The organism is Pseudomonas sp. HMSC063H08 (assembly GCF_001813645.1).
Classification (GTDB): domain Bacteria; phylum Pseudomonadota; class Gammaproteobacteria; order Pseudomonadales; family Pseudomonadaceae; genus Pseudomonas; species Pseudomonas aeruginosa.
Window position 1 is genome coordinate 60,979 of record NZ_KV813388.1, and the last position, 23,535, is coordinate 84,513.

General features: G+C 67.9%; 23 protein-coding genes. 13 read left to right on the forward strand and 10 right to left on the reverse strand.

Annotation, left to right across the window (positions count from 1 at the left end; all coding sequences use genetic code 11):
• Positions 1 to 28: 28 nt before the first annotated feature.
• From HMPREF2924_RS08040 to pnuC, 5 genes are all read right to left on the reverse strand, one after another.
• Positions 29 to 1,051 (reverse strand): hypothetical protein, encoded by a 1,023-nt coding sequence (locus HMPREF2924_RS08040; protein WP_003088317.1) that lies wholly within the window; start codon positions 1,049 to 1,051, stop codon positions 29 to 31.
• A gap of 56 nt (positions 1,052 to 1,107) precedes the next feature.
• The gene (locus HMPREF2924_RS08045) at positions 1,108 to 1,677 is read right to left on the reverse strand and encodes a hypothetical protein (protein ID WP_004363662.1); all 570 of its coding nucleotides are present in this window, start codon (positions 1,675 to 1,677) and stop codon (positions 1,108 to 1,110) included.
• Complete coding sequence (locus tag HMPREF2924_RS08050; RefSeq protein ID WP_023094764.1) at positions 1,674 to 2,165, reverse strand: hypothetical protein; 492 nt, start codon at positions 2,163 to 2,165, stop codon at positions 1,674 to 1,676. Before HMPREF2924_RS08050 ends, HMPREF2924_RS08045 begins: the two co-directional genes overlap by 4 nt.
• Positions 2,166 to 2,467: 302 nt before the next feature.
• Positions 2,468 to 2,995, reverse strand: a complete 528-nt coding sequence (locus HMPREF2924_RS08055; protein WP_003117398.1) for an AAA family ATPase — start codon at positions 2,993 to 2,995, stop codon at positions 2,468 to 2,470.
• A complete protein-coding gene (gene pnuC, locus HMPREF2924_RS08060; protein ID WP_003132688.1) occupies positions 2,992 to 3,567 on the reverse strand; it encodes a nicotinamide riboside transporter PnuC in 576 nt (191 codons plus the stop codon). Before pnuC ends, HMPREF2924_RS08055 begins: the two co-directional genes overlap by 4 nt.
• Before the next feature lie 281 nt (positions 3,568 to 3,848).
• On the opposite strand from pnuC, the gene HMPREF2924_RS08065 reads away from it, so the two are divergent.
• Together HMPREF2924_RS08065 and HMPREF2924_RS08070 are read left to right on the forward strand one after the other, a co-directional pair.
• Positions 3,849 to 4,682, forward strand: a complete 834-nt coding sequence (locus tag HMPREF2924_RS08065; protein ID WP_003088326.1) for an undecaprenyl-diphosphate phosphatase — start codon at positions 3,849 to 3,851, stop codon at positions 4,680 to 4,682.
• A 70-nt stretch (positions 4,683 to 4,752) separates the two neighbouring features.
• On the forward strand, positions 4,753 to 5,469 hold the full coding sequence (locus tag HMPREF2924_RS08070; RefSeq protein WP_003132686.1) for a DUF1294 domain-containing protein: 717 nt from the start codon (positions 4,753 to 4,755) through the stop codon (positions 5,467 to 5,469).
• Positions 5,470 to 5,479: 10 nt separating this feature from the next.
• Here the strand turns inward: HMPREF2924_RS08070 and HMPREF2924_RS08075 are convergent, their stop codons facing one another.
• Entirely contained in the window at positions 5,480 to 6,415 is a 936-nt protein-coding gene (locus HMPREF2924_RS08075) for a LysR substrate-binding domain-containing protein (RefSeq protein WP_003088330.1), read from the reverse strand.
• A gap of 147 nt (positions 6,416 to 6,562) precedes the next feature.
• Between HMPREF2924_RS08075 and azoR2 the strand changes: the two genes are divergently transcribed.
• Positions 6,563 to 7,171 carry an FMN-dependent NADH-azoreductase AzoR2 gene (gene azoR2, locus HMPREF2924_RS08080; RefSeq protein ID WP_023094763.1) on the forward strand — a complete coding sequence of 203 codons (609 nt, stop codon included), beginning with the start codon at positions 6,563 to 6,565 and terminating at the stop codon, positions 7,169 to 7,171.
• Between the two features lie 106 nt (positions 7,172 to 7,277).
• Positions 7,278 to 7,544 carry a hypothetical protein gene (locus HMPREF2924_RS08085; RefSeq protein WP_003088334.1) on the forward strand — a complete coding sequence of 89 codons (267 nt, stop codon included), beginning with the start codon at positions 7,278 to 7,280 and terminating at the stop codon, positions 7,542 to 7,544.
• An 85-nt stretch (positions 7,545 to 7,629) separates the two neighbouring features.
• Here HMPREF2924_RS08085 and HMPREF2924_RS08090 read toward each other — a convergent pair whose 3' ends face one another.
• Positions 7,630 to 9,219, reverse strand: a complete 1,590-nt coding sequence (locus HMPREF2924_RS08090; RefSeq protein ID WP_003111315.1) for an ABC-F family ATPase — start codon at positions 9,217 to 9,219, stop codon at positions 7,630 to 7,632.
• Between the two features lie 304 nt (positions 9,220 to 9,523).
• Here HMPREF2924_RS08090 and HMPREF2924_RS08095 point away from each other — a divergent pair, with 304 nt between their 5' ends.
• Together HMPREF2924_RS08095 and HMPREF2924_RS08100 are read left to right on the forward strand one after the other, a co-directional pair.
• On the forward strand, positions 9,524 to 9,859 hold the full coding sequence (locus tag HMPREF2924_RS08095) for a hypothetical protein (protein WP_003121973.1): 336 nt from the start codon (positions 9,524 to 9,526) through the stop codon (positions 9,857 to 9,859).
• Between the two features lie 129 nt (positions 9,860 to 9,988).
• A complete protein-coding gene (locus tag HMPREF2924_RS08100; protein WP_003132685.1) occupies positions 9,989 to 10,360 on the forward strand; it encodes a 5-carboxymethyl-2-hydroxymuconate Delta-isomerase in 372 nt (123 codons plus the stop codon).
• A gap of 20 nt (positions 10,361 to 10,380) precedes the next feature.
• Here HMPREF2924_RS08100 and HMPREF2924_RS08105 read toward each other — a convergent pair whose 3' ends face one another.
• A complete protein-coding gene (locus HMPREF2924_RS08105) occupies positions 10,381 to 10,881 on the reverse strand; it encodes a hypothetical protein (RefSeq protein ID WP_003111312.1) in 501 nt (166 codons plus the stop codon).
• 184 nt (positions 10,882 to 11,065) lie between these two features.
• Between HMPREF2924_RS08105 and HMPREF2924_RS08110 the strand changes: the two genes are divergently transcribed.
• Entirely contained in the window at positions 11,066 to 11,299 is a 234-nt protein-coding gene (locus HMPREF2924_RS08110) for a hypothetical protein (RefSeq protein ID WP_003111311.1), read from the forward strand.
• 91 nt (positions 11,300 to 11,390) lie between these two features.
• Positions 11,391 to 11,738, forward strand: a complete 348-nt coding sequence (locus HMPREF2924_RS08115; RefSeq protein WP_003088494.1) for an I78 family peptidase inhibitor — start codon at positions 11,391 to 11,393, stop codon at positions 11,736 to 11,738.
• 66 nt (positions 11,739 to 11,804) lie between these two features.
• On the opposite strand, the gene HMPREF2924_RS08120 is transcribed toward HMPREF2924_RS08115, so the two are convergent.
• Positions 11,805 to 12,044, reverse strand: coding sequence for a hypothetical protein (locus tag HMPREF2924_RS08120; RefSeq protein ID WP_003088496.1), 240 nt, complete (start codon positions 12,042 to 12,044; stop codon positions 11,805 to 11,807).
• A gap of 235 nt (positions 12,045 to 12,279) precedes the next feature.
• Positions 12,280 to 13,593 (reverse strand): branched-chain amino acid transport system II carrier protein, encoded by a 1,314-nt coding sequence (gene brnQ, locus HMPREF2924_RS08125; RefSeq protein ID WP_003113469.1) that lies wholly within the window; start codon positions 13,591 to 13,593, stop codon positions 12,280 to 12,282.
• A 526-nt stretch (positions 13,594 to 14,119) separates the two neighbouring features.
• Here brnQ and HMPREF2924_RS08130 point away from each other — a divergent pair.
• The 5 genes from HMPREF2924_RS08130 to nahK all read left to right on the forward strand — a co-directional run bounded on the left by HMPREF2924_RS08130 (position 14,120) and on the right by nahK (position 23,534).
• Positions 14,120 to 15,823, forward strand: a complete 1,704-nt coding sequence (locus tag HMPREF2924_RS08130) for a phosphoethanolamine transferase (protein WP_003088501.1) — start codon at positions 14,120 to 14,122, stop codon at positions 15,821 to 15,823.
• A 76-nt stretch (positions 15,824 to 15,899) separates the two neighbouring features.
• Positions 15,900 to 18,227, forward strand: coding sequence for a pyrroloquinoline quinone biosynthesis protein PqqF (gene pqqF / locus HMPREF2924_RS08135; RefSeq protein WP_044069729.1), 2,328 nt, complete (start codon positions 15,900 to 15,902; stop codon positions 18,225 to 18,227).
• A 266-nt stretch (positions 18,228 to 18,493) separates the two neighbouring features.
• A complete protein-coding gene (locus HMPREF2924_RS08140; protein WP_023124843.1) occupies positions 18,494 to 19,693 on the forward strand; it encodes a porin in 1,200 nt (399 codons plus the stop codon).
• A gap of 102 nt (positions 19,694 to 19,795) precedes the next feature.
• Positions 19,796 to 20,959, forward strand: coding sequence for a nitric oxide-sensing protein NosP (nosP, locus tag HMPREF2924_RS08145; protein ID WP_003132671.1), 1,164 nt, complete (start codon positions 19,796 to 19,798; stop codon positions 20,957 to 20,959).
• Positions 20,889 to 23,534 (forward strand): hybrid sensor histidine kinase/response regulator NahK/ErcS', encoded by a 2,646-nt coding sequence (gene nahK / locus HMPREF2924_RS08150; RefSeq protein ID WP_003132669.1) that lies wholly within the window; start codon positions 20,889 to 20,891, stop codon positions 23,532 to 23,534. The genes nosP and nahK overlap by 71 nt, the downstream gene beginning before the upstream one ends.
• The last annotated feature ends 1 nt before the right edge of the window (position 23,535 follow it).

Consider the following 23,535-nt stretch of genomic DNA (forward strand, 5'->3'; position numbering starts at 1 on the left):
GGCTGGCGCCGGAACCCCTGGGCCAGGATCAGAAGCCAAGGCTCTCGCCACCGGCCGGGCAACTGCTGCAACCGGCGGCGATGGACAGGGAGTTGCTCTGCTGGTTGCCGCCACCGGCGGCGATGTTCACCCCGACGTTGCCCGAGACGTTCTGCAACGAGTTGCTCAGGCTGGCGTTGTTGGTGACCGGGGTCTTGAAGCCGACGATCGCCGGGATGAAGCCGGACACCGTGCCTTTCAGGTCGACGTCGCCCTTTTCCTTGAAGGCGAACGCGCCGCCGTCGTGGTTCAGGTCCTTGGCGCCCTGGGCCTGGCTGTCCACGTCGATGTGGCCGGTATTGCTGCCGCCCGGATGGGTCTGGCCTTCCCAGGTGTCGAGGTAGACGTTGCCGATCTGGTCGGAGGTGCCCTTGTAGCTGCCGTCGGCGTTCAGCTTCAGCGACACGTAGGTGCCGCCATAGGCGTAGTTGGCGCTGTTGACGGTGGTGTTGCCGGTGGAGGTCTGCGACGCGGCGCTACCGGCAGTGCTGTACTGGCCGTTGGAGACGGCGGCGGCCAGGTCGTTCTTCTGCTGGTTGAAGTTGCCGGCGGCGACGTTGACGCCCAGGTTGCCCGAGACGTTGTTGGCCGAGTTGCTCAGCGATGCGGTGTTGGGGTTGGAGTAGTTGTTCAGCGTATTGCCGTAGCCGCTCTGCAGCACGCTGGTGCTGGCGGTCGCGGTGCCGAACACGAAGCTGGCGTCGGCGCTGGCCAGCGCGGCGGCGTTGGCCTGCTGGTTGTTGTCGCCGGCGGCGACGTTGACCCCGACGTTGCCCGAGGCATCCTTGATCGAGCCGCTCACCGAGGCATTGTTCACCGTGCCGAAGTTGCTGACCTTGTTGTTGTAGTTCTGCTGCGTATCCACCACCAGGGCCGTGGCTCCGCCCTTGTTGTTCGACTGCGGGTTGGGTTTCGGCGGGTGCCAGCCACCTTCGTTTCCGGCGTAGGCCGATACCGACAGCACTGCAGCCATTGCCAGGGCCAGCGGGGTCAGGACCATAGTCGCTTTCATGGCGTTTCTCCTTGCATTTCTGTGCTTAGTGTTGGGCTTGTGTTGGCTTGGCAGAGTCATTCCATGACCCTGACGCTGAGGGTGTTCATCGACTGATTGCCCACCCCAGCGCTCTGGTTCACCTGCACCACGCCGCTGCTCCCGGCGAAGGCGCGATCGTCCGTCGAGACGCTGCGTCCTCCCGGGACCGGAGTGGCCGAACCGGAGACTTTGGTCAGCGCCACGCTTTGCGCGAGAACGCTGTCATCCAGGCTTTCCGGGCCGTTGCTGACGCTCAGCCGGAAGGCGTTGATCTGTTGGTTGCCGAGGCCGGCGCCCTGGTTGACGCCGAGGATGCCGCTGCCGCGTAGCGCCGCCCCCGAGATGCTGGCGCTGGCCGCGATCGGCTGGCTGGCGTCGAGTTGCAGATGCTGGCGCTGGTCGTTGCCGACGAGGGCCGCGGAGCCGACCGCGACGACACGAACGTTGCTCTGTTGCTGGGCGTCGCCGGCGGCCTGGTTGAGGGCGAAGTTGCCGCGGTAGGTGCCGCTGGCATCGATGCTGGCGCGATTGCGTGAGGCCAGCGGGTCGGCCTGGAGCGACGCGATACAGGCGAAGGCGAGGAGGAGGGCGGACAGGCGCTTCATTGACCACCCCCGAGCATCTGCAGCGGCGCCAGGCCCTGCTTGAGGCTGCCGTTGATCTGCCCGGCGAGGCCGGCGCCGGCGCCGCCTCCCGCGCCGTGGGTGGTGCCGAGGTTGCCGACGGCCTGGACCGTCGCCGGGTTCGCCGGCTGGTTGGCGAAACCCGGCAGGGCGCCACCGGGGAGAATCATGCTGCGTATCCCGGAACCGCTGGTAACGATGGCGAAGTCGGCATCGCCCAGTTCGCGGCTCACGGTATTGCCGCTGGCCGCCCCGTTGGCGAGGGCGTTGACCTCGGCGGAGACGTTGGTGTCGACGACGGTGGGATGTGGGTCGGGCACCATGCTCGGACGGTAGGCGACCCGTGGCTGGACCTGGCGCTGGACGACGATCGTGCCGTCCGCCGCATGCGCGGGCGGGAGGTTCGCCGGCACGGAGCCGACGATGACCAGCAGCGCTGGAGCGACGATGCGTAGCGAACTCCCCGACATGATGGCGCTTCCTTCGTTGGCGCTGAGCCCTAATCAGCGTTGGCAGGGAGCGAGCATGGGGCGTGCCGGTTTTGCGCTTTCCTTGTCCATCAAGGACTTGGCCGTGAGTGCCGGGGGAACCTGGCGGACAGTGTTGCATCCGTGCAACAGCAGGCCCGCCAACCAGGGGGCGAAGCCTGCCGGGGACGCGCCTGGAGCTGTTTCAGCGCCGAGACAGCTTTCCGCGGTGCCGTCGCGAAACGCTCTGCGCCAAGGCCCGGACCGCGCTGGCGGTGTATCGGCGGCGTGACAGGGCCGGCCCGTCAGCCGTCCCGGAGCAGCCCTTGCACTGCGGCGAAAGCCTGGCGCCGGCGCTCGGCCCAGTCGCCGGCGATGGCGCGGTAGGGCTGCCGATGCCGCTCCAGCCAGGCATGGCATTCGCGATGGAATGCCTGGCGCTGCGCCAGTTCCGGCTGGCAGCGCTGGCCGTCGGCGCTCCAGGCCACGCCCTCCGGAGAGAGCAGCAGGTGCAGGTCGTAGCGCCGCCGCAGCAGGGCGGGTTCGAGCCAGTCCGGGCAGGCGCCGAAGAGAATCCGGCTCCAGAGGATGTTGCTCAGCAGGTGGGTATCGAGGATCAGCAGCGCCGGCCGCTCCGCGCGGGCGGCATCCTCCCAGGCCAGTTGCCCGCGGGCGATGGCGGGGATGTCGGCGTAGCAGGTGTCGCGGCGCTGTTCGTCGATGAAGTGGCGGACGTACTCGCCGACCACCCGGCCGCCGAAGCGGGCCTGGAGCTGCTCCGCAAGCCAGCTCTTGCCGCTGGATTCGGGCCCGGTGAGTACCAGCACCTTCATGCGGCGACGCCCTCGCGTAATGCCGGGTCGCGGCGCCAGGTCCGCCAGCCGTGGATCGCCAGCAGGGTGAAGAGGGCGTAGAGGGCGGCGGTCAGGTACAGCGCCTTGCTGGCGAAGAGCGCCACGAACAGCACGTCCACGGCGATCCACAGGGCCCAGCATTCCAGGCGCTTCTGCGCCATCCAGCATTGCGCCACCAGGCTGAAGGCGGTCAATCCGGCGTCCCACCAGGGACTGGCGGCATCGGTGTGGTTGGCCATCAGGTAACCGAGCGCGACGCTGCCGACCAGGCCCGCACCGAGCCCGTAGAGGCGCTGCGCGGTGTTCAGGCGGCTCACCGAGCGGCCGTCGTGGTCCTGCCCGCCGCGGGTCCACTGCCACCAGCCATAGAGCTGTAGCGCCGCGTAGACCATTTGCAGGAGCATGTCCGAATAAAGCTTCACCTCGAAGAATATCCAGGCGTAGAGCGCCACCATCACCAGTCCGATGGGCCAGCACCAGGGATTCTGGCGGACGGTCAGGTAGACGGCGATGGCGCCGAGCGAAGCGGCGAAGAGTTCAAGGGGTGACACGGAAGGCCCTCATGCGACGAGGACGCATTGTAGCGAATGTATCCGGCGCTTCGCGAAGGCCTGGGAAAAAGGGGGGCGCGGACGGATTCGTTCGGACGCCGGCCGGCAACAATTCCAAGATTCTTTGCCGGCCGCTCTGGTAGCATGCCCGCCGGTTTCGACTTCGGCAGTGGGGGAACTGGTCGGGTTCTTCGGAGTCGTAAGGCCTTCATAAAAGACGGCAAGTGTATCGCCGAGAACAACGAAAGCTCGTTCGGGACAGTAGTAGAAGGGGGAGAAACATGGAGTGGTGGACTGCTTTCCAGGCGTTCATCCTGGGCGTCGTGGAAGGGCTGACCGAGTTCCTGCCGATTTCCAGCACCGGGCACCAGATCATCGTCGCCGACCTCATCGGCTTCGGCGGCGAACGCGCCAAGGCGTTCAACATCATCATCCAGCTGGCGGCGATCCTCGCTGTCGTCTGGGAGTTTCGTGGAAAGATCTTTCAAGTCGTCCGTGACCTGCCGAGCCAGCGCCAGGCCCAGCGTTTCACCGCCAACCTGCTGATCGCGTTCTTCCCGGCGGTAGTCCTCGGCGTCCTGTTCGCCGACCTGATCCACGAGTGGCTGTTCAATCCGATCACCGTCGCCCTGGCGCTGGTGGTGGGCGGGGTGGTCATGCTCTGGGCCGAGCGCCGGAAGCATGTGATCCACGCCGAACACGTCGACGACATGACCTGGAAGGACGCCCTGAAGATCGGCTGTGCCCAGTGCCTGGCGATGGTCCCCGGCACCTCGCGGTCCGGCGCGACCATCATCGGCGGCCTGCTGTTCGGCCTTTCGCGCAAGGCGGCCACCGAGTTCTCGTTCTTCCTGGCGATGCCGACCATGGTCGGCGCCGCGGTCTATTCCGGCTACAAGTACCGCGACCTGTTCCGCCCCGAAGACCTGCCGGTGTTCGCCGTCGGCTTCGTCACCTCGTTCGTCTTCGCCATGGTGGCGGTGCGTGCCTTGCTGAAGTTCATCGGCAACCACAGCTACGCGGCTTTCGCCTGGTATCGGATCGCCTTCGGCCTGCTGATCCTGGCGACCTGGCAATTCCACCTGATCGACTGGAGCACCGCCGGCGAAATGTGAGGCCCGGGAACCAGGTAAAAGGCGCGGCGCGAGCCGCGTTTTTTTCGCCTGGCCGCCGCGGGTGGCTAGAATGCAGCGCGAAACGGGTAGCGAGCGAGTGGATATGGAAAAGCCGGGCATGATCAGCCGCTGGTACGACGACAAGGGCTTCGGCTTCATCCTGCCGAAGACCGGCGGGGAAGAAGTCTTCCTGCATATCTCCGCGTTCCGTGGTGACCGCCGTCCCCGCCAGGGCGACCAGGTGTGGTTTCTCGCCAGCCAGGATGCCCAGGGCCGCCTGCGCGCCGAGAGGGCGCGGCTGGACGCGCTGACCCTCGATCCGCCGACTGTCCGCCGTGGCGCCCAGGCGCCGGTGACGCGGGCCCAGGCACGGCCGGCGCCGACTCCGCCGAGCGCGTTGCAGCGCCCGTTGGCGAAGCTGCTGGTCCTGCTGATCCTCTGCGTGCTGCCGGCCGCCGGCGCCTGGCGGATGTACCTGGACGGACAGGCCCTCTGGCCGCTGCTGGCCTATCCGCTGGCCAGCCTGCTCGCATTCGCCCTCTACTGGCAGGACAAGCGCAGCGCCGCACGCGGCGACTGGCGTACCCCGGAGGTCCGCCTGCACCTGTTCGAGCTGCTTGGCGGCTGGCCTGGCGCGCTGGTCGCGCAGCAGGCGTTCCGCCACAAGACCCGCAAGCTCTCGTTCCAACTGGTGTTCTGGGGCATCGTCCTGCTGCACCAGCTGTTCTGGCTCGACAGCCTGCTCGGCGGGCGCCTGTCCGCCGCGCTGTTGCAGTGGATCGGCTGAACGGCGCGGCTCACTCGCGGGCGCGGCGGTAGGCCGGGCCGGTCTCGCCCGAGGGGCGTTGCAGGGCTTCCACGAGAAAGTCGATCAAAGCACGGATCGCCGGAATCTGGCTGCTGCGCGGCAGGTAGGCGGCCTGCATGGTGCTTTTCGGCAAGGTCCACTGCGGCAGGATGCGCACCAGGCTGCCATCGGCCAGTTCCCTGTCGCAGTAGCCTTCGGGCAGCAGGGTGACGCCGAGGCCGGCCACGGCGGCTTTCTTGCGCAGGACGAAGTCGTCGACGCCCAGGCGCGGTTCGCGTTCCAACTGGTAGCGGCTGCCATCCGGCCCGATCAGGGTCGCGTGGACCTTGCGGTCGTTATGGATAGCGCCGAGGAAGGGCAGGTCCTCGAGGTCTTCCGGATGTTCCAGGCGATGCCCGGCGATCAGCGACGGGGCGGCGAGGATCTGCGTGGTCGCCGGAGCCAGGCGCCGGCAGACCAGCGCAGGGTCCTCGTCGCCGAGTTCGCGCACGCGCAGTGCCACGTCCACCCCCTCGTTGAGCAGGTCGACCCGGCGGTTGGTCAGGAGGATTTCCAGCTGGACCTGCGGGTGTCGTTCGAGAAACCGCGGCAACAGGTCGGCCAGGTTGCTCGAAGCCATGGCCACCGGTGCGGAAAGGCGCAGCCGGCCACGCGGCTCGACGCTCAGCTCGGCGATCACCTGTTCGGCCATCTCCGCTTCCAGCAGCAGGTTGCGGCAGTGCTGCAGGTAGCGTTCGCCGACCTCCGTGAGCACCAGCTTGCGCGTCGTGCGGTGCAGCAGGCGTACCTGGAGGCGTTCCTCCAGCTCGGCGATGCGCCGCGACAGGCGCGACTTGGGAATCCCCGTCTCGCGTCCGGCCGCGGCGAAGCCGCCGCATTCCACCACCTTGGCGAAGTAGTAGAGGTCGTTGAGGTCGTGGGGCATGCAGGCGCTCCGCTGGGGGAAAAACAGATTGTCCTATGTGTGGGACGAATAGTCATGTTTCTGCCGACTAATCGTCGATTGGCCTTGCCGGTAGGATGCAAACCACTCGATCGCCACACTGCGATCCCCCACTTTCAGGAGCGAGACATGAAACTTTTGCATATCGATTCCAGCATCCTCGGCGACGCCTCCGCTTCCCGCCAACTGAGCGCCGAGCTGGTCCAGGCCTGGCGGCAGAACGAAGACGGGCTTGACGTCACCTACCGCGACCTGGCCGCCGACGCGGTGGCGCACTTCTCCGCCCTGACCCTGGCCGCCGGCAGCACCCCGGCGGAGCTGCGCGATGCCGCGCTGAAGCATGAAGCCGCAGTGGGCGAAGAAGTGCTGGAAGAGTTCCTCGCCGCCGACGTCGTGGTCATCGGCGCGCCGATGTACAACTTCACCATCTCCAGCCAGCTCAAGGCCTGGATCGATCGCATCGCGGTCGCCGGCAAGACCTTCCGCTACACCGAGAACGGCCCGGTTGGCCTGGCCGGCGACAAGAAAGTGGTGATCGTCTCCACCGCCGGTGGCGTGCATGCCGGCCAGCCGACCGGCGCGGCCCACGAAGGCTACCTGCGCACCGTGCTGGGCTTCTTCGGCATCACCGATATCGAAGTGGTTCGCGCCGAAGGCCTGGCCTATGGCGAGGAGCCCCGCGCCCAGGCCATCGCCGCCGCCCGCCGGCAGATCGCCGGGCAGTTCGCCGCGGCCTGATCCCCGCGTCATCGGAAAACCCCGCTTCGGCGGGGTTTTCGCGTTGTGCGCAGCGGCGCGCTGCGTGTAGATTGGCCGGACAATTACAAGCACAAGGAACCGGCCTGTGAGCGCGTGTTACTGCCGCAACTGCGGCGCCCGAGCGACCCGTCTCGTCGAGAACGGCATCTGCGAAGCCTGCAAGCGGCGCTCGGACATCAATCCGAAGAACGTCCTGATCGCCGCCGCCCTGATCGTCTACATCGGGGTGAACGTGGCTGCCTACATCAAGGACCACCCGCCCCGCGAGCTGACCGCCGAACAGCGCGAGAAGATCGCCGAGGGCCAGCGCCTGGCGACCCGCGCGGCGATGATGGCCGGCTACGTCGACTGAGTCGCGCTCCCCATAGGCCCTGCGCGGCCATGCCGGAATGAAAAAGCCCCGCGGATGCGGGGCTTTTGCGTTGCGCGACGGGGACTCAGACGATCACGCCCTGGCTGCGCAGGTAGTCGTCATAGCTGCCGCTGAAGTCGGTCACGCCGTTCTCGCCCAGCTCGATGATGCGGGTAGCCAGCGAGGAAACGAATTCGCGGTCGTGGCTGACGAAGATCAGCGTGCCCGGATAGTTGTCCAGCGCCAGGTTCAGCGCCTCGATGGACTCCATGTCCAGGTGGTTGGTCGGCTCGTCCATCACCAGCACGTTGGGACGCTTGAGGATCAGCCGGCCGAACAGCATGCGGCCCTGCTCGCCGCCGGAGATCACTTTCACCGACTTCTTGATTTCGTCGTTGGAGAACAGCATGCGGCCGAGGGTGCCGCGCACCAGTTGTTCGCCGCCCTGGGTCCACTGGGCCATCCAGTCGAACAGGCTCATGTCGTCGGCGAAGTCGTCGGCATGGTCCTGGGCGAAATAGCCGACGTCGGCGCTGTCGGTCCATTTCACCTCGCCGCCGTCCACCGGCAGGTCGCCGACCAGGCAGCGCAACAGGGTGGTCTTGCCGATGCCGTTGGGGCCGATGATGGCGACGCGCTCGCCGGCCTCGACCTGCAGGCTCAGGCCCTTGAACAGCGGCTTGCCGTCATAGCCCTTGCTGATGTTTTCCACGGTCACCGCCTGGCGGTGCAGCTTCTTGTATTGCTCGAAGCGGATGAACGGGCTGACCCGGCTGGACGGCTTGACCTCTTCCAGCTGGATCTTGTCGATCTGCCGGGCGCGGCTGGTGGCCTGCTTGGCCTTGGAGGCGTTGGCCGAGAAGCGGCTGACGAAGGATTGCAGCTCGGCGATCTGCGCCTTCTTCTTGGCGTTGTCCGACAGCAGGCGCTCGCGGGCCTGTTCGGCGGCGGTCATGTACTCGTCGTAGTTGCCCGGGAACAGGCGCAGCTCGCCGTAGTCCAGGTCGGCCATGTGGGTGCAGACGCTGTTCAGGAAGTGCCGATCGTGGGAAATGATGATCATGGTGCTGTTGCGCGCGGTGAGCACGCCTTCCAGCCAGCGGATGGTGTTGATGTCCAGGTGGTTGGTCGGTTCGTCGAGCAGCAGCACGTCCGGGTCCGAGAACAGCGCCTGGGCCAGCAGTACGCGCAGCTTCCAGCCGGGAGCGACGGCGCTCATCGGGCCGAAGTGCTGCTCCAGCGGGATGCCCAGGCCGAGCAGCAGCTCGCCGGCGCGGGACTCGGCGGTGTAGCCGTCGAACTCGGCGAACTGGACTTCCAGCTCGGCCACCGCCATGCCATCTGCCTCGCTCATTTCCGGCAGGGAGTAGATGCGGTCGCGCTCGGCCTTCACCGCCCAGAGTTCCTCGTGGCCCATGATCACCGTATCGATGACGCTGAAGTCCTCGTAGGCGAACTGGTCCTGGCGCAGCTTGCCCAGGCGCACGTTGGGTTCCAGCATGACCTGGCCGGCGCTCGGCTCCAGGTCGTTGCCGAGGATCTTCATGAAGGTCGACTTGCCGCAACCGTTGGCGCCGATCAGGCCGTAGCGGTTGCCGTTGCCGAACTTGACGGAAACGTTCTCGAACAGCGGCTTGGCGCCGAACTGCATGGTGATATTCGCGGTGGAGATCAACTTCTTTACCTATAGAGGACTTACGCACGCCTGGACCGTGGCGATACCGGTCTGCTACCGGTTCTCGGCTTTCCGCTGCGCTCCATCTGGAGCATGGGGCGATCCTGCGGGCATTCGTGGAGTGCCGCAGCCAGCGTCATGACGTGGCTGTAGCGCGATGAAGGCGGGGTGTGATGCCTGGCATTCGGCGAATTGTCTCACAGGTGCGCCTGCCGTTGCATGACAGCGTACGCCGAAGCGGTTTTTCCCGCCGCCCGGCAGGTGGTAGAGTCCCGTCTTCCGCTCATCCGCAAAGGACTCCCCGATGAAGCCCGCTGTTCTCCCCGCGTTGTTGGTTCTGTCGCTGCTGGGCGGTTGCGGGGATTCGTCGTCGGACCGGAAGGCGGCTTCCGGGTCGCTGGCCCTGCGCTGCGGAGACTTCGGCAAACTCGAAGTGATCGACGGTTTCGCCAGTCTCAAGCTGCCCGACGGCAGCAGCGTCCAGTCGCTGGGCGGCGATGTCCGCAGCCTCGCCGATGGCCAGGCGCTGAGCGCGATTTCCTATAGCGACGGTTCGGTCCTGTACCGCCAGGCGGGCGACACGCCCGGCTACCTGTACACGCCGGCCAAGGGCCAGCGGCAGGCCTGCGAGACGCGCTGATCCGCGCCATCTACGCGCGGGCTTTCGCGGCCGCCGGGTTGATCTGAGCCACGCAGGCGCAGGCCGGCTGTCGCATCGCTCGTCGAGCCGCTAGAATCCCGCTCTCCATTCCCCGCAAGGCCCGCCAGCATGCCGCATCTCGTTATCGAAGCCACTGCCAACCTCCGCCTCGAAACGTCCCCCGGCGCACTGCTGGAGCAGGCTAATGCCGCGCTGTTCGCTTCCGGGCAATTCGGCGAGGCGGACATCAAGTCGCGCTTCGTCACCCTGGAGGCCTACCGGCAGGGAACCGCAGCGGTCGAGCGCGCCTACCTGCATGCCTGCCTGTCGATCCTCGACGGGCGCGACGTGGCGACCCGCCAGGCGCTGGGCGAGGCGCTCGGCGAGGTGCTTGCCGGAGCGGTGGCGGGCGGCGGCGAGGAGGGCGTGCAGGTCAGCGTCGAAGTGCGCGAGATGGAGCGCGCCAGCTACGCCAAGCGCGTCGTCGCCCGGCAGCGCTGAGAGACTGGCGCGCGCCTGGCTCAGATCCAGGCGTTCAGCGTCGCGCCGGCCTGCGTCGGGTCCTCTTGCCGTCCCGGCGCCTGGCCGTTCTGCATGGCGATCATCTCGCGCATGCGTTCGCCGATGCCTTTCTCCACCTGTTCGCGTTTCTCCGGCGGCATCGCGTCCAGTTCCTCCTCGGTCAGGCCGAGGCTCTTCAGGACCTGCTCGCGCATCCGCTCGGCGGGCGATTTCTGCATGTACTCCTTGAACTCGTCATAGGCCGACTTGCCTTCGCCGGCGCCGGCAGTGGCATTCGCCTGGTTCTGCTTCAGCGTCAGGTTCAGCTTCGCGAAACCCTCGTCCAGGGCCTGGCGGGCGGACTCCGTGGCGGGATCGGCGGCCTCGTTGCGCAATGGCGTGCCGAGGGCGGGGCGCGGTTTCAGCAGATCGCCGTTGCCGATCTCGGTGCTGGCTTGCCGCTGGTTGTTCGGGTAACGCGCAGACCAGCCGGAAAGGCTGGCGGGACCGATGCTGTTCATGACCTGCCTCCATGGAAATGAATGACCGCCGCTCCGTCGCAAGGGCCGTGCCAGGTCGCCGAACCCCGCGCCAGAGGGCTCGGCGCATGGCGCAGGGCGGGGCGGAGGCAAGCGCTTGCCGCGAACGGCAACGGCGTTCCGCGGTTAGAATGTCCGGCTTGTGCAGCAGGTTGCGAAGAGAGCCATGACCGACACTCCCGACGATCGAACCGGAGATGCCTCCGGCCTGTCGAAGCGCCAGGCATTCCATCGGCAGCACCGGCAACGGGCGGAGGAAGAGGCGCGGCGCCTGCTCGACGCCCGCGCCGAACAGGGCGGCCGCTGGCTGGACTGGGTCGCGGGCCAACTCTACCTCCTGCGTCCGCCGGAATACGCGGCCATGGTGCGTCGCGAACTGCAGCGCCTGAGCGGCGACTGAAGCTGGCGAATTTGTCAGCGCGGATTGCAGTTTCGCCAGGAAACCCATGCCACTGGTAAGGTGGCGATCCCAGAAGATCAGAGGAGGCGGTATGCCTTTGAAGCAGTTTTCCAGTGCACTCGTTCTCGCGGCCCTGCTCGCCGGTTGCAGCAGCAACGGCGACAGCCCGTCCACCGAAGGCGCCAGCGTAGCCACCGGCAGCGCCAGCGCGCCCGCGGCCACCCCGGCAGCGGACGGCCGTTGCGATGCCAACGCGGTGCAGGCCTATGTCGGCAAGCAGGCTTCCGCGGCCATCGTCGAAGAGGCCCGCCGCGCCGCCGGAGCGGAAGTCGCCCGGGCGCTGCGCCCGCACGATGCCGTGACCATGGACTACAACCCGCGCCGGCTGAACATCGATGTCGACGACACGCTGGTGATCAAGCGCCTGTCCTGCGGCTGACCGCCCAGCCCCGAATACGAAGAAGCCCCGCATCGCGGGGCTTTCTCTTGGCCGTTCGAAAAGGCCTCAGATGGCGGTACTGCGTAGGGCGGCGTTGGACTGGCTGACGGCGGTTTGCGGTTTTTCCTCGAGAATCGCCTGACGCTTGGCCTGGTATTCCTCGAACGACAGGCTGCGCCGGGCCAGGTCTTCCAGCGCCAGTTGCCTGACCTCGTCGCTGCTGTACGGGCGAGAGGGGTTGTAGTCGCTGGCGCAGCCGGCGAGGGCGAGGGAGAACAACAGTACGCTGATGAGTGCCTTGGCCATGACCGGCTCCTGGATTCGCTTTCCTGGGGGAATGGTCGAAAGGCTAACAACCGCGCCGCTGCGCTAGAAATCATCCCGCTCGATAGTGCTTATTCGTTCGGCTGAACGCGGGAAGAAGCGCTGCCGGCGGCGGCAGGCGCCAGCCGGGCCGTGGGGCGGACGCCGCGATTGGCGCCGCCCGCCGGCATGTCCCGCGCTCGGCCGGGAGAACAGGCGGCAGGCCGCTGGGGCCTGCTCAGGCGGCGACTTGCGCAGGCTTGCCCAGCAGGCGGTCGACCAGGCTGCAGGCGGCGAGGGTGGCGACCGAGGGGATCAGCCAGGCCAGGCCCTGTTCGGCCAGCGGCAGGTGCAGCAGCCATTGCGGGAAGTCCTGGCCCAGGCCCGCCGCCTTCAGGGCATCGAGCACGCCGAACGCCAGGGAAACCAGCATCACCGGGGCGAGGATGCGCGTCGCCGAATGCCAGAGGCCGATGCAGAAGCTCAGCGCCACCAGCACGATGCACGGCGGATAGATCGCGGTGAGCACCGGGATCGAGACCTGGATCAGCTTGGTCAGGCCGAGGTTGGAAACGATGAAGGAGAACCCTGCCAGGATGATCACCAGGCTGCGGTAGGACAGCGGCAGGCGCTGGCAGAAGTACTCGGCGCAGGCGCAGGTCAGGCCGACCGCGGTGACCAGGCAGGCCAGCGCGATAAGTCCCGCCAGGAACGAGCTGCCGAGGCTGCCGAAGGTATGTTGCACGTAGGCATGCAGGACCGCCGCGCCGTTGCTGGCGTCGGCGGCGATGGCATGGCTGCCGGCGCCGAGCCGGAACAGGCTGACGTAGACCAGCACCAGGCCGACGCCGGCGATCAGCCCGGCGACGATGGCGTAGCGGGTGATCAGCCGCGGCGACTGCACGCCGCGGGAACGGATGGCGTTGACGATGACGATGCCGAAGACCAGCGCGGCGAGGGTGTCCATGGTCAGGTAGCCGTTGACGAAACCCTGGGAGAACGCGGCCTGGGTGTACTCCGGCTGGGCCGTGCCGATCGGGCCGGCGGGCCAGAGGAAGGCGGCGACGCCGAGAATCGCCAGGGCAAGGATCTTCAGCGGGGCGAGGAAGCGTCCGACGGTGTCCAGCAGGCGACCGGGGTAGAGGGAGATGGCCAGGGCCAGAAGGAAGTACGCCAGGCTGTAGACGAACAGCGCCGTGCCGCTCTCGCCGAGCAGCGGCACCACGCCGACCTCGAAGGACACCGTGGCGGTGCGCGGAATGGCGAACAGCGGGCCGACCGCCAGGTAGCAGACCGCCGCCAGCAGGCCGCCGGCATACCTGCCGATCGGATGGCTGAGGGCGTCGACCGAACCGCCGACCTTGGCCAGGGCGATCACGGTGATCACCGGCAGCCCCACCGCGGTGATCAGGAAGCCCAGCGCCGCCAGCCACACATGGGGGCCGGACTGCAAGCCGACGATGGGCGGGAAGATGATGTTGCCGGCCCCGACGAACAGGGCAAAGGTCATAAAACCAAGCGCCAGGATGTCCCGGCCTTTCAAAGCGTTCATGCTGGAGAGGTACCGCGCTGCTCGAGGAAATTCACAGAAGGGTTTCCCGGGGGGTAAGGGAAACGGCACTCATCTGGATGGGACGAGCAGGGGAGGCGGCCGCCGTCCTTGTGGGAACCGGGCCGGAAACTTGGCATGCTAACGAAAATGCCGGGGTCGCGGGATAGACATTGGTCTGGCTGTCCTTTTGTTGAAAAACGACGTCGCAATCAGAACAGTCCGTAGGCACCGGCGCCGGAGCGCTCCGCGTTCCTTGCCGCTTGCTGTCTTCCGCCTGCGTCGGCGGCGTCATGCGGGGGGTATGCCGGCGAACCCGGAAAACGCCCGGAAAGCTTCCTGCGAGCTTTTTGCAATCCGGCTGAAAGCCCCGGAATACAAGGGCTGCGGCACTTCCGAAGGGTTACGTTTTCTGTAGGTATTCTTCACGAAAGATTGACGGATCGCCGAGCAGACTGCCGCCGTCGTCGAGTGCTGCCAGGGGCAACGCTGCGCACGGCAACCCGGAAGTCAGTGAAGATCCGTGCCCATGTCGAAAGCCCGCGCCGTCCGTCCCGAACTGCTGACCCTGCTGGTCAGCCTCGCCTTCCTGCTGTTCTACAACCTGCCGCTGTGGCAACGCCTGCTGGCGATCACCCCGGCGGGCTGGCAGGGCCTCGGCATGATGCTGGCGGTCGGCCTGATGATCGCCGCGATCTTCAACCTGGCGCTGACCCTGCTGGCGTTCCGCTGGCTGCTCAAGCCGGCGCTGACCCTGCTGATCCTGGCGGCCGCCGGTACCACCTACTTCATGACCCAGTACGGCGTGCTGATGGACGTCGGCATGCTGCGCAACGTCATGCAGACCAACCCGGCCGAGGTCGCCGACCTGCTTTCGCCGAAGCTCGCCGTCTACCTGGCGTTGCTTGGCGCGCTGCCGGTCTGGCTGCTGTGGCGCACGCCGGTGCGCTACCGGCCGTGGCCACGCGAGCTGCTGAGCAAGCTGCTGGTGGCGCTCGCCTGCCTGGCCCTGCTCGCCGGGGTGGCGCTGGCCAATTACCAGGGGCTGTCCTCGCTGTTCCGCAACAACAAGGAACTGCGCCTGCAGGTCACCCCGAGCAACCTGGTCGGCGCCGCCATCGGCTACGCCAAGGGCCAGGCCCAGGCCGCCAGCCAGCCGCTGCGGCCGATCGCCGTCGATGCCCGGCGCGCCGCCCTGTGGCAGGGCCATGCGCGCAAGTCGCTGACCGTGCTGGTGGTGGGCGAGAGCGCGCGGGCACAGAACTTCAGCCTCAACGGCTACGCTCGCGAGACCAACCCGCGGCTGAAGGCCGAGGAGGGCCTGATCAACTTCTCCAACGTGCACTCCTGCGGTACCGAGACCGCGGTGTCGGTGCCCTGCATGTTCTCCAACCTGGGCCGCGCGGACTACAGCGACGCTCGCGCGCGCACCCAGGAAGGCCTTCTCGATGTGTTGCAGCGCGCAGGCCTGCGGGTCCTGTGGCGGGACAACCAGTCCGGCTGCAAGGGCACCTGCGACCGCGTCGCCTTCCAGGACCTGAGCGAGAGCAAGGACCCGGCCCTGTGCGCCGGCGGCGAGTGCCATGACGAGATCCTCCTGCGCGACTTGCAGGCCTTCATCGACGGGCTGCAACAGGACACCGTGCTGGTCCTGCACCAGATGGGCAGCCACGGCCCGGCCTACTTCAAGCGCTATCCCAGGGAATACGAGAAATTCACCCCGGTCTGCGCCAGCAACGACTTCAGCGCCTGCTCGCGGGACAGCATCATCAACGGCTACGACAACACCCTGCTGTACACCGACCACGTGCTGGCCAGCCTGATCGACCTGCTGCGCAAGAACGAAGAGCGCATCGATACCGGCATGCTCTACCTCTCCGACCATGGCGAGTCGCTCGGCGAGTACAACCTCTACCTGCATGGCACGCCTTACCTGCTGGCGCCGGACCAGCAGAAGCACGTCGGCATGCTGGCCTGGTTCTCGCCCGGCTACCAGAGCGCCTTCGGCCTCGACAGTGGCTGCCTGCGCCAGCGCAGCGACGAGGAATTGTCCCAGGACAACCTGTTCCACTCGATGCTCGGCCTGCTGGAAGTGCGCACCGGCGCCTACGATCCTGGCCTCGACCTGTTCGCCCCGTGCCGTGCGCCGGAGGTCCTGCAGGCGCTCAAGGCCGACGGCGGACGGGCGCTGTACTCCGAGGAAGCGTCTGGCCAGGAGCCGCCGGCTTCCTGATACGACCCGGCGAAAGGACTATTTCCTTCGCCTCGCGGAAGGGTAAGGTTCAGCCTCGGAACCCGCGAGGACGCCCATGGATCGCCACGCCCAACACCACCCCAGGAGCCGCGCCTGCGTGCTGCCCAACGGCCTGCGCCTGCACCTGGCGCATGATCCGGCGGCATCGCGCGCCGCTGCCTGGCTGCGGGTGGCGGCGGGCAGCCACGACGAGCCGAGCGCGCATCCCGGCCTGGCCCACTTCCTCGAGCACCTGTCGTTTCTCGGTGGCGCGGCGTTTCCCGGCGACGAGCGCCTGATGCCGTGGTTGCAGCTGCGCGGCGGCCAGGTCAACGCCAGCACCCGGGGCAGGACCACCGACTATTTCTTCGAGGTGACGGCGGAGCACCTTGGCGCCGGTCTGGCACGGCTGATCGACATGCTCGCCCGCCCCTTGCTGGACATCGATGCGCAACGGCGCGAGCGCGAAGTACTCGAGGCCGAATACCTGGCGCGCTCGGCCGACGAGCAGACCCTGATCGACGCAGCGCTGGCCCTCGGCCTGCCCGCCGGACACCCCCTGCGGCGTTTCGCTGCCGGGCGCCGCGACAGCCTGGCCCTGGAGAACGATGCGTTCCAGCGGGCCCTGCGCGAATTCCATGCCGCCCACTATCACGCCGGCAATTGCCAGCTATGGCTGCAAGGGCCGCAGGCACTGGACGAGCTGGAGAGGCTGGCGCAGCGTGCCTGCGCCGACCTACCGGGGCGCGCGCCAGGTGCGAGTCCGCCGCCGCCGCCGTTGCTGCCCTTCGCCGGCGAAGCGCTGGCGCTGCGCCTGCCGGGACCGCCGCGGCTGGTGCTGGGCTTTGCCCTCGACGCTTTGCGGGAGGCCGACGAACAGACCCTGCTGGCGTTCGCCGAATTGCTCGGCGATCGCTCGCCGGGCGGGTTGCTGGCGGCACTCGGCGAACAGGGCCTGGGCGAATCGGTGGCGCTGCGGGTGGTTCATCGGGACGCGCGGCAGGCGCTCCTGGCGTTGACCTTCGAACTGTTCGACGGCAGCGCGGCGGCGGCGCTGGAGGCGGCCTTTTTCGACTGGCTGGGCGCCCTGCGCGACGATGCCGCCAGCTTGCTGGCGGCGCGCCAGCCGTTGCTGGCGGAGCCCACTGCGCCGCTGGAGCGACTACGCCAGCGCGTTCTCGGCCTGCCGGCGGAGATTCGCCCGGCCTGCCTGGACGCGCTGCAAGCCGACCGCTGCCTGCGGCTGCACCTGGACAGCGAACTCGACGGCGCCGAAGCGCGCTGGTCGGCGGGCTTCCGCCTGAGCGTGGCGCCGGTTGCCGCAGCGCCGCCGCTGACCGCGCAGCGGCATGCCTGGCGCTTCGAACTGCCGTTGCCGCCGAGTGCCGCCGCCGAGGGCGCGCTGTTCCTGCGCTGGCGCTTTCCCGGTGTTCCCGCACGGCCACGCTTCCTGGCGCTGCGCCAGGCGTTGCGTCCGCTGTGCGGCCAGGCGCGCCTGGGGGGAGTGGAGATGGGCCTGGAGGCGCTCGGCGAAGACTGGTCGCTGAGCCTGCTCGGTCCGCGCGATCGCCTCGAGGCCGCCGTGCGCCCGGCCCTGGCCCGGCTCCTCGCGGCGCCGCCCGACTGGCGCGCGAGCGGCGAGCGTCTGTCCTCTGCCGAGCGGCGCCGCAGCGCCACTGGCCTGCCGATCCGGCAGTTGCTGGACGCCTTGCCCGGCCTACTCGGCGAGCCGCTGGCGGAGGTCGACGACTGGCGGCGGACGCGCTGGGACGCCTTGGTCATGCAGGCCACGATGCCTGATCCACGATGGATGCCCGGCCAGGCTGCCGGCGAGCGCCTGGCGCCTCTGCCGCCGAGGCCCGGACGGCATCGCCGCGAACTGGCCGTGGACGGCGAGTCGGCGTTGCTGCTGTTCTGTCCGCTGCCCTCGCCGGAGGTGCCGATGGAGGCGGCCTGGCGCTTGCTGGCGCGCCTGCACGAACCGGCCTTCCAGCGGCGCCTGCGCGACGAGCTGCAACTGGGCTACGCGTTGTTCTGCGGCTTCCGCGAGGTCGGCGCCCGGCGCGGCCTGCTGTTCGCCGCGCAATCTCCGCGTGCCTGCCCGGAACGCCTGCTGGAGCATATGGAGACCTTCCTCCAGCGCTCCGCCGAGGCGCTCGCGCAACTGCCGGCGCAACGCCTGGCCGGCCTGCGCGAAACCCTCGCCGACGACCTGCGCCGAGCGCCGGGCAGCTTCGCCGAGCGAGCACGGCGCGCCTGGGCGGAGCACCTTGGCGGTGGCGCCGGTCGCTCCCGGCTGCTCGCCGAGGCCGCTCTCGGCCTGAGCGGCGACGACCTGCTCGCGGCCCAGGCCCGGTTGCTGGAGGCGCGCGGCGGCTGGTGGGTGCTTTCCAGCCGGCGCTGAAGCGAGCCACGCGGTAACTCGACGACAGCCTTGCCGGCGTCACTGCGGCGTTAGGTCGAAAGCCGCGCTGCTTCGGTGGCGCTCCCGCCGCGACCAAGGTTGCGCTACCGCCGGAGGAGCGCTGCCCGCGCCTTGCGCAGCGGCACCCACGCCCACCATGAAGAAGCGTCGAAGCAGGCCCAAGGAAGCGTATGGCCGGGCTTTCCCGGTTTCGATAATCGGCTCCGCCACGACCGGCCCGGTCGTTTCACCTCGCGGAGTGCGCCATGAACAAGAACAACACCGCCGTTCGCCGAATCCTGCCGCTGACCCTGGCCTCGCTGGGTGCCCAGGGCGGCCTGCAACCGGCCGCCGCCGATATCCTGCTGTACGACAAGGACGAGACCACCTTTTCCACCGACGGCTACTTCAATGCCTTCTACGTCAACAGCGACGTCGACCGCCAGGGCGAGACCTACGATCGCCGCCAGTCGCGGGTGAAGATGGGATTCCTGCCGAACTACATCGGCTTCAACTTCGGCAGGAAGGTCGACGACCTGAGCCTCGGTGGTCGCGCTTCCTTCTGGGTGACCATCAACGACAGCGAGACCGACGGCACCGATACCGCCATCGACGTCCGTCAGTTCTACGGCACGGTCGCCGGCGACTGGGGCGAGGTGCTGATCGGCAAGGACTTCGGCCTGTTCTCGCGCTCGAACATCTTCCTCGACGAACTGCTGGCCGGTTTCGGCAACCCCAGCGACACCCTCGGCCTGGTGGACGGCAAGGGCGTCTCCTTTGGCAACATCGGCACCGGCTATCCGTATCCGTTCCCCACCTCGCAGATCACCTACCGCAACAACAACCTGCTGCCCGGCCTGCGCATCGCCGTGGGCATCCTCGACCCGATCGACTCCAACCAGATCGACAAAGATGCCAGCGACGGCCTCGACGACAAGGCCTACCAGGACAACCCGCGCTACGAGAGCGAGGTCAGCTACCAGTTCGACCTGGCTGGGGCGCAGGTCTACAGCTGGATCAACGGCGGCTACCAGACTTCGAAGAACACCAGCGACAGCGTCGACAGCGTGACTTCCAAGGGGGTCGGCTATGGCTTGCAGGTGAAGATGGGCAGCTTCTCCGTGACCGGTTCGGGGTTCACCGCCAAGGGCATCAATCCCTTCTTCACCAACAACGCCGGCGAAGCCGCGCTGCGCGAGGTGGACAGCCGCGGCGCATTGCTGCAGGGCTCGTATTCATGGGGCAAGAACCGCCTGGCGCTGTCCTACGGCAAGACCGTCGACGACGGCAACGGCCTGGGTTCCGCGGCCGACTACGAGAGTCGCGGCATCGCCTATTTCCGCACGATCAACGACAACCTCAAGCTGGTCGCCGAGCTGAACCGCTACCGGATCGACGGGCGCGACGGTGCCGCGCTCGACGAGGACACCGACACCGTGGCCCTCGGCGCCGTACTGAACTGGTGATACCGCTACTTTCGAAGGACCCCGCCGCGACCCAAGTAGGATAGGGGCCGCGGCGGCGCCCTTCGTAGAATGCTGGCGAGGCGGAACGACGGGGGAGCGGGCATGTACGAAGGGCAGGGGGAAGGGGTCTGCAGGGGCATGTCCAGCGCGCGCGACGTCGAAGTGGTGGCCCAGGACCTGGCGCGCCAGCTTATCCATCCGCACCTGGGCTTCGTGCTGTTCTTCTGTTCCGCGGAATACGACCTGCCGGCCCTTGCCGAGATGCTCGAACGCTACTTCGGCGGCATCGACCTAGTCGGCTGCACCACAGCCGGCGAGATCACTCCGGCGGGCTACGGGCGCGGCTGCGTCAGCGCGGTGGGCTTCGACGTGCGCAGCTTCGCCATCAGCAGCGCGCTGATCGACGAAATGGAGCGCTTCAACCTGCTGGACGCGCAGCAGATGGTCGAGACCCTGGTGGCCGGCTGTCGCCGCGGCGGCCTGGCGCCGATCAAGGACCACAGCTTCGCCCTGACCTTGCTCGACGGCCTGTCCAGCCGCGAAGAGGTGGTGCTCGCCGCGCTTGGCGCGGCGCTCGGCGCGATCCCGCATTTCGGTGGCTCGGCCGGCGACGACCGGCACCTGACCCACACCCATGTCTACCACCAGGGCCAGTTCCATACCGGGGCGGCAGTGGTGGTGCTGGTCAACACCTGGCTGGACTTCGAGGTCTTCACCACCCATCACGTGGTGCCGCGCGCCGAGAAGCTGGTGGTGACCCGCGCCGACAGCGGCAGCCGGCGGGTCCACGAACTCAACGCCGAGCCGGCGGCGCTGGAATACGCCCGGCTGGTCGGGGTGGCACCGCAGGCGCTGGATTTCGCCCTGTTCTCCGCGCATCCGCTGGCGGTGCGGGTCGACGAACGCTATTACGTGCGCTCGATCCAGCAGGCCAACGAGGACCTGAGCCTGACGTTCTACTGTGCGGTGGAGAACGGCATCGTTCTCACCGCGATGAGCACCGGCCCGCTGTTGCCCAACCTGGAGGCGCAGTTCCGCCGCCTCCACGAGCGCCTCGGACCGCCGTTGCTGACCATCGGTTGCGACTGCTTCCTGCGGCGCCTGGAGCTGGAGGTCGGCGGTGACACGCAAGCGACCGCCGCGTTTCTCCGCAGCCAGCAGGTGATCGGCTTCAACACCTACGGAGAGCAATTCAATGGCATGCATATCAACCAGACCTTCACCGGGGTCGCCATTGGCCGACCCCGCGGAGGTGTCCGTCGCTGAGCTGCAGGCGCGGGTCGTCGCCCTCGAAGAAGAGCGGCACAAGTTGCAGCGGATCAACCAGGCGCTGATCGGACGCATCGAGTCGAGCGCCGCGCAGAGCGACGAGGCCTACGGCGCCTTCCAGTATTCCGTGGTGCTGGCCGAGCAGGTCCGCGAGCGCACCGACGCGCTGAGCCAGGCGATGCTCGAACTGAAGGCCAGCAACCAGTTGCTCAGCGACGCTCGCCTGCGTGCCGAGACCGCCCACCAGCATCTGCTCGACGCCATCGAAAGCATCTCCGACGCCTTCGTCCTGTTCGATCCGCAGCAACGCATCGTGCTGTTCAACGAGCGCTTCCGCGCGCTGTGGGTCGACAGCCGGGCGCGGATCGGTCCTGGCATGCGCCGCGCCGAACTGCACCGGCTGGCGCGTAGCGGCGGGCTGATCGTCGAGGAACAGCGCGGCGGCGACCAGCAGACCCTGTATCGCCTGCGCGACGAGCGCTGGCTGCGGATGAGCGAGCGACCGACCCGCGACGGCGGGCTGGCGGTGCTCTACAGCGACGTCACCGAGATCAAGCTCAGCGAGACCGCGCGCCGCGAGCAGGCGCTGGCGCAGAAGTCGCACCTGTTGCAGCGGGCGGTGGACAACCTCTCCCAGGGCGTGGCGATGGTCGGTGCCGACGGCGTGCTGGAGTTGTGGAACCGGCGCTTCCTGGAACTCTGCGGGCTGGCGCCGATCGCCGGGCACCGGGCCTTCGCCGAAGTCATGGCGGAGAGCGAATTGCCGTTGCTCACGCCGTGCAGCCAGGACTCCCAGGGGAGTCCGCTGAGCGCCCGCGAGCAGCGCCTGTTCGATGGCCGGGTGCTGGAGATCCGTACCCATGCGCTGCCCACCGGCGGCTTCGTCAACACCTTCACCGACATCACCGAACGCTATCGCCACGCCGAGGCGTTGCGCGCCAGCGAGCGCTGGATCCGCCTGATCACCGACCAGGTGCCGGCGCTGATCGCCTATCTCAGCGACGAACTGGTCTACGAATTCACCAACAAGGTCTACGAGGAGTGGTACCGCTGGCCCAGCGGCTCGATGCTCGGCCGCTGCCTGCGCGACGTGCATGGCGCCGAGCACTGCCGGCGCCTGGAACCGTACTTCGAGCGGGCCCTGGCCGGCGAAAGCGTGACCTTCGAGATCGCCGAGATCGCGTTGTCCGGCGAGGAGCGCTACATGCAGCGCTCCTACGTGCCGAACCGCCAGGCCGACGGCCGGGTCGCCGGGCTGTTCGTGCTGATTCGGGATATCACCGAGCGCCGGCGGACCGCCGAGGCGCTGCACCAGGCCTACCAGAACCTCGAACAGCGGGTGCGCGAGCGGACCGCCGAGCTGACCACCCTCAACGACCAGTTCAAGCGCGAGATCCACGAGCGCAGCCAGGTCGAGGCGCGCCTGCGCGAGGCCAAGCGCGAGGCGGAACAGGCCAACCTGTCGAAGACCAAGTTCCTCGCGGCGGTCAGCCACGACCTGCTGCAACCGCTGAACGCCGCGCGGCTGTTCACCAGCGCCTTGCAGGAGCGCGGCAGCGCGGCGCCGGACAACGAGGCGCTGGTGAACAACATCAGCCATTCGCTGGAGGACGTGGAGAACCTGCTCGGCACCCTGGTGGACATTTCCAAGCTGGACGCCGGCGTGATCACCCCGGACATCGCCCCGTTCGAGCTTGGCGAACTGCTCGGCAACCTGGCCGCGGAGTACCGCCAGGTAGCCGCCAGCGAAGGGCTACGCCTGGACTTCGTGGCCTGCGGGGCGCTGGTCCGCAGCGACCAGCAACTGCTCGCGCGAATCCTCCGCAACCTGCTTTCCAACGCCATCCGCTATACCCCGCGAGGGCGCGTGCTGCTGGGTTGCCGCCGGCATCGGCAGCGCCTGTCGATCGAGGTCTGGGACACCGGGGTGGGCATCGCCGCCGACAAGCTCGGCGAGATTTTCCAGGAATTCAAGCGCGGCGAGTCGCAGCGTTGCCACCAGGACCGCGGGCTCGGCCTGGGATTGGCGATCGTCGACAAGATCGCCCGCATGCTCGGCCACCGGGTCCGGGTCGGCTCGCTGCCGGGCAAGGGCTCGTGCTTCGCCATCGAGGTACCGCTGGCCCGCCATGCCCCGCGCAGTCGCGCCGAGCCGCTGGCCAGCGCGGACGACCTGCGCGAGCGCCTGCGTGGTTCGCGGGTGTGGGTGCTGGACAACGATGCGGCGATCTGCGCCGGCATGCGCACGTTGCTCGAAGCCTGGGGCTGCCGGGTAGTGACGGCGCTGTCGGAGGAAGACCTGGCGCGACAGGTCGACAACTACCATGCCGAGGCCGACCTGCTGATCGTCGACTATCACCTCGACGACCAGCGCAACGGCGTCGACGCGGTCGCCGCGATCAACGCCCGGCGCGGCTCGCCGCTGCCGGCGCTGATGATCACCGCCAACTACAGCAACGAACTCAAGCAGCAGGTTCGCGAGCTTGGCCATACCCTGATGCACAAGCCGGTGCGGCCGATGAAGCTGAAGACCGCGCTCTGCCACTTGCTGGAGCGCGAAGCCTCGGTCTGAT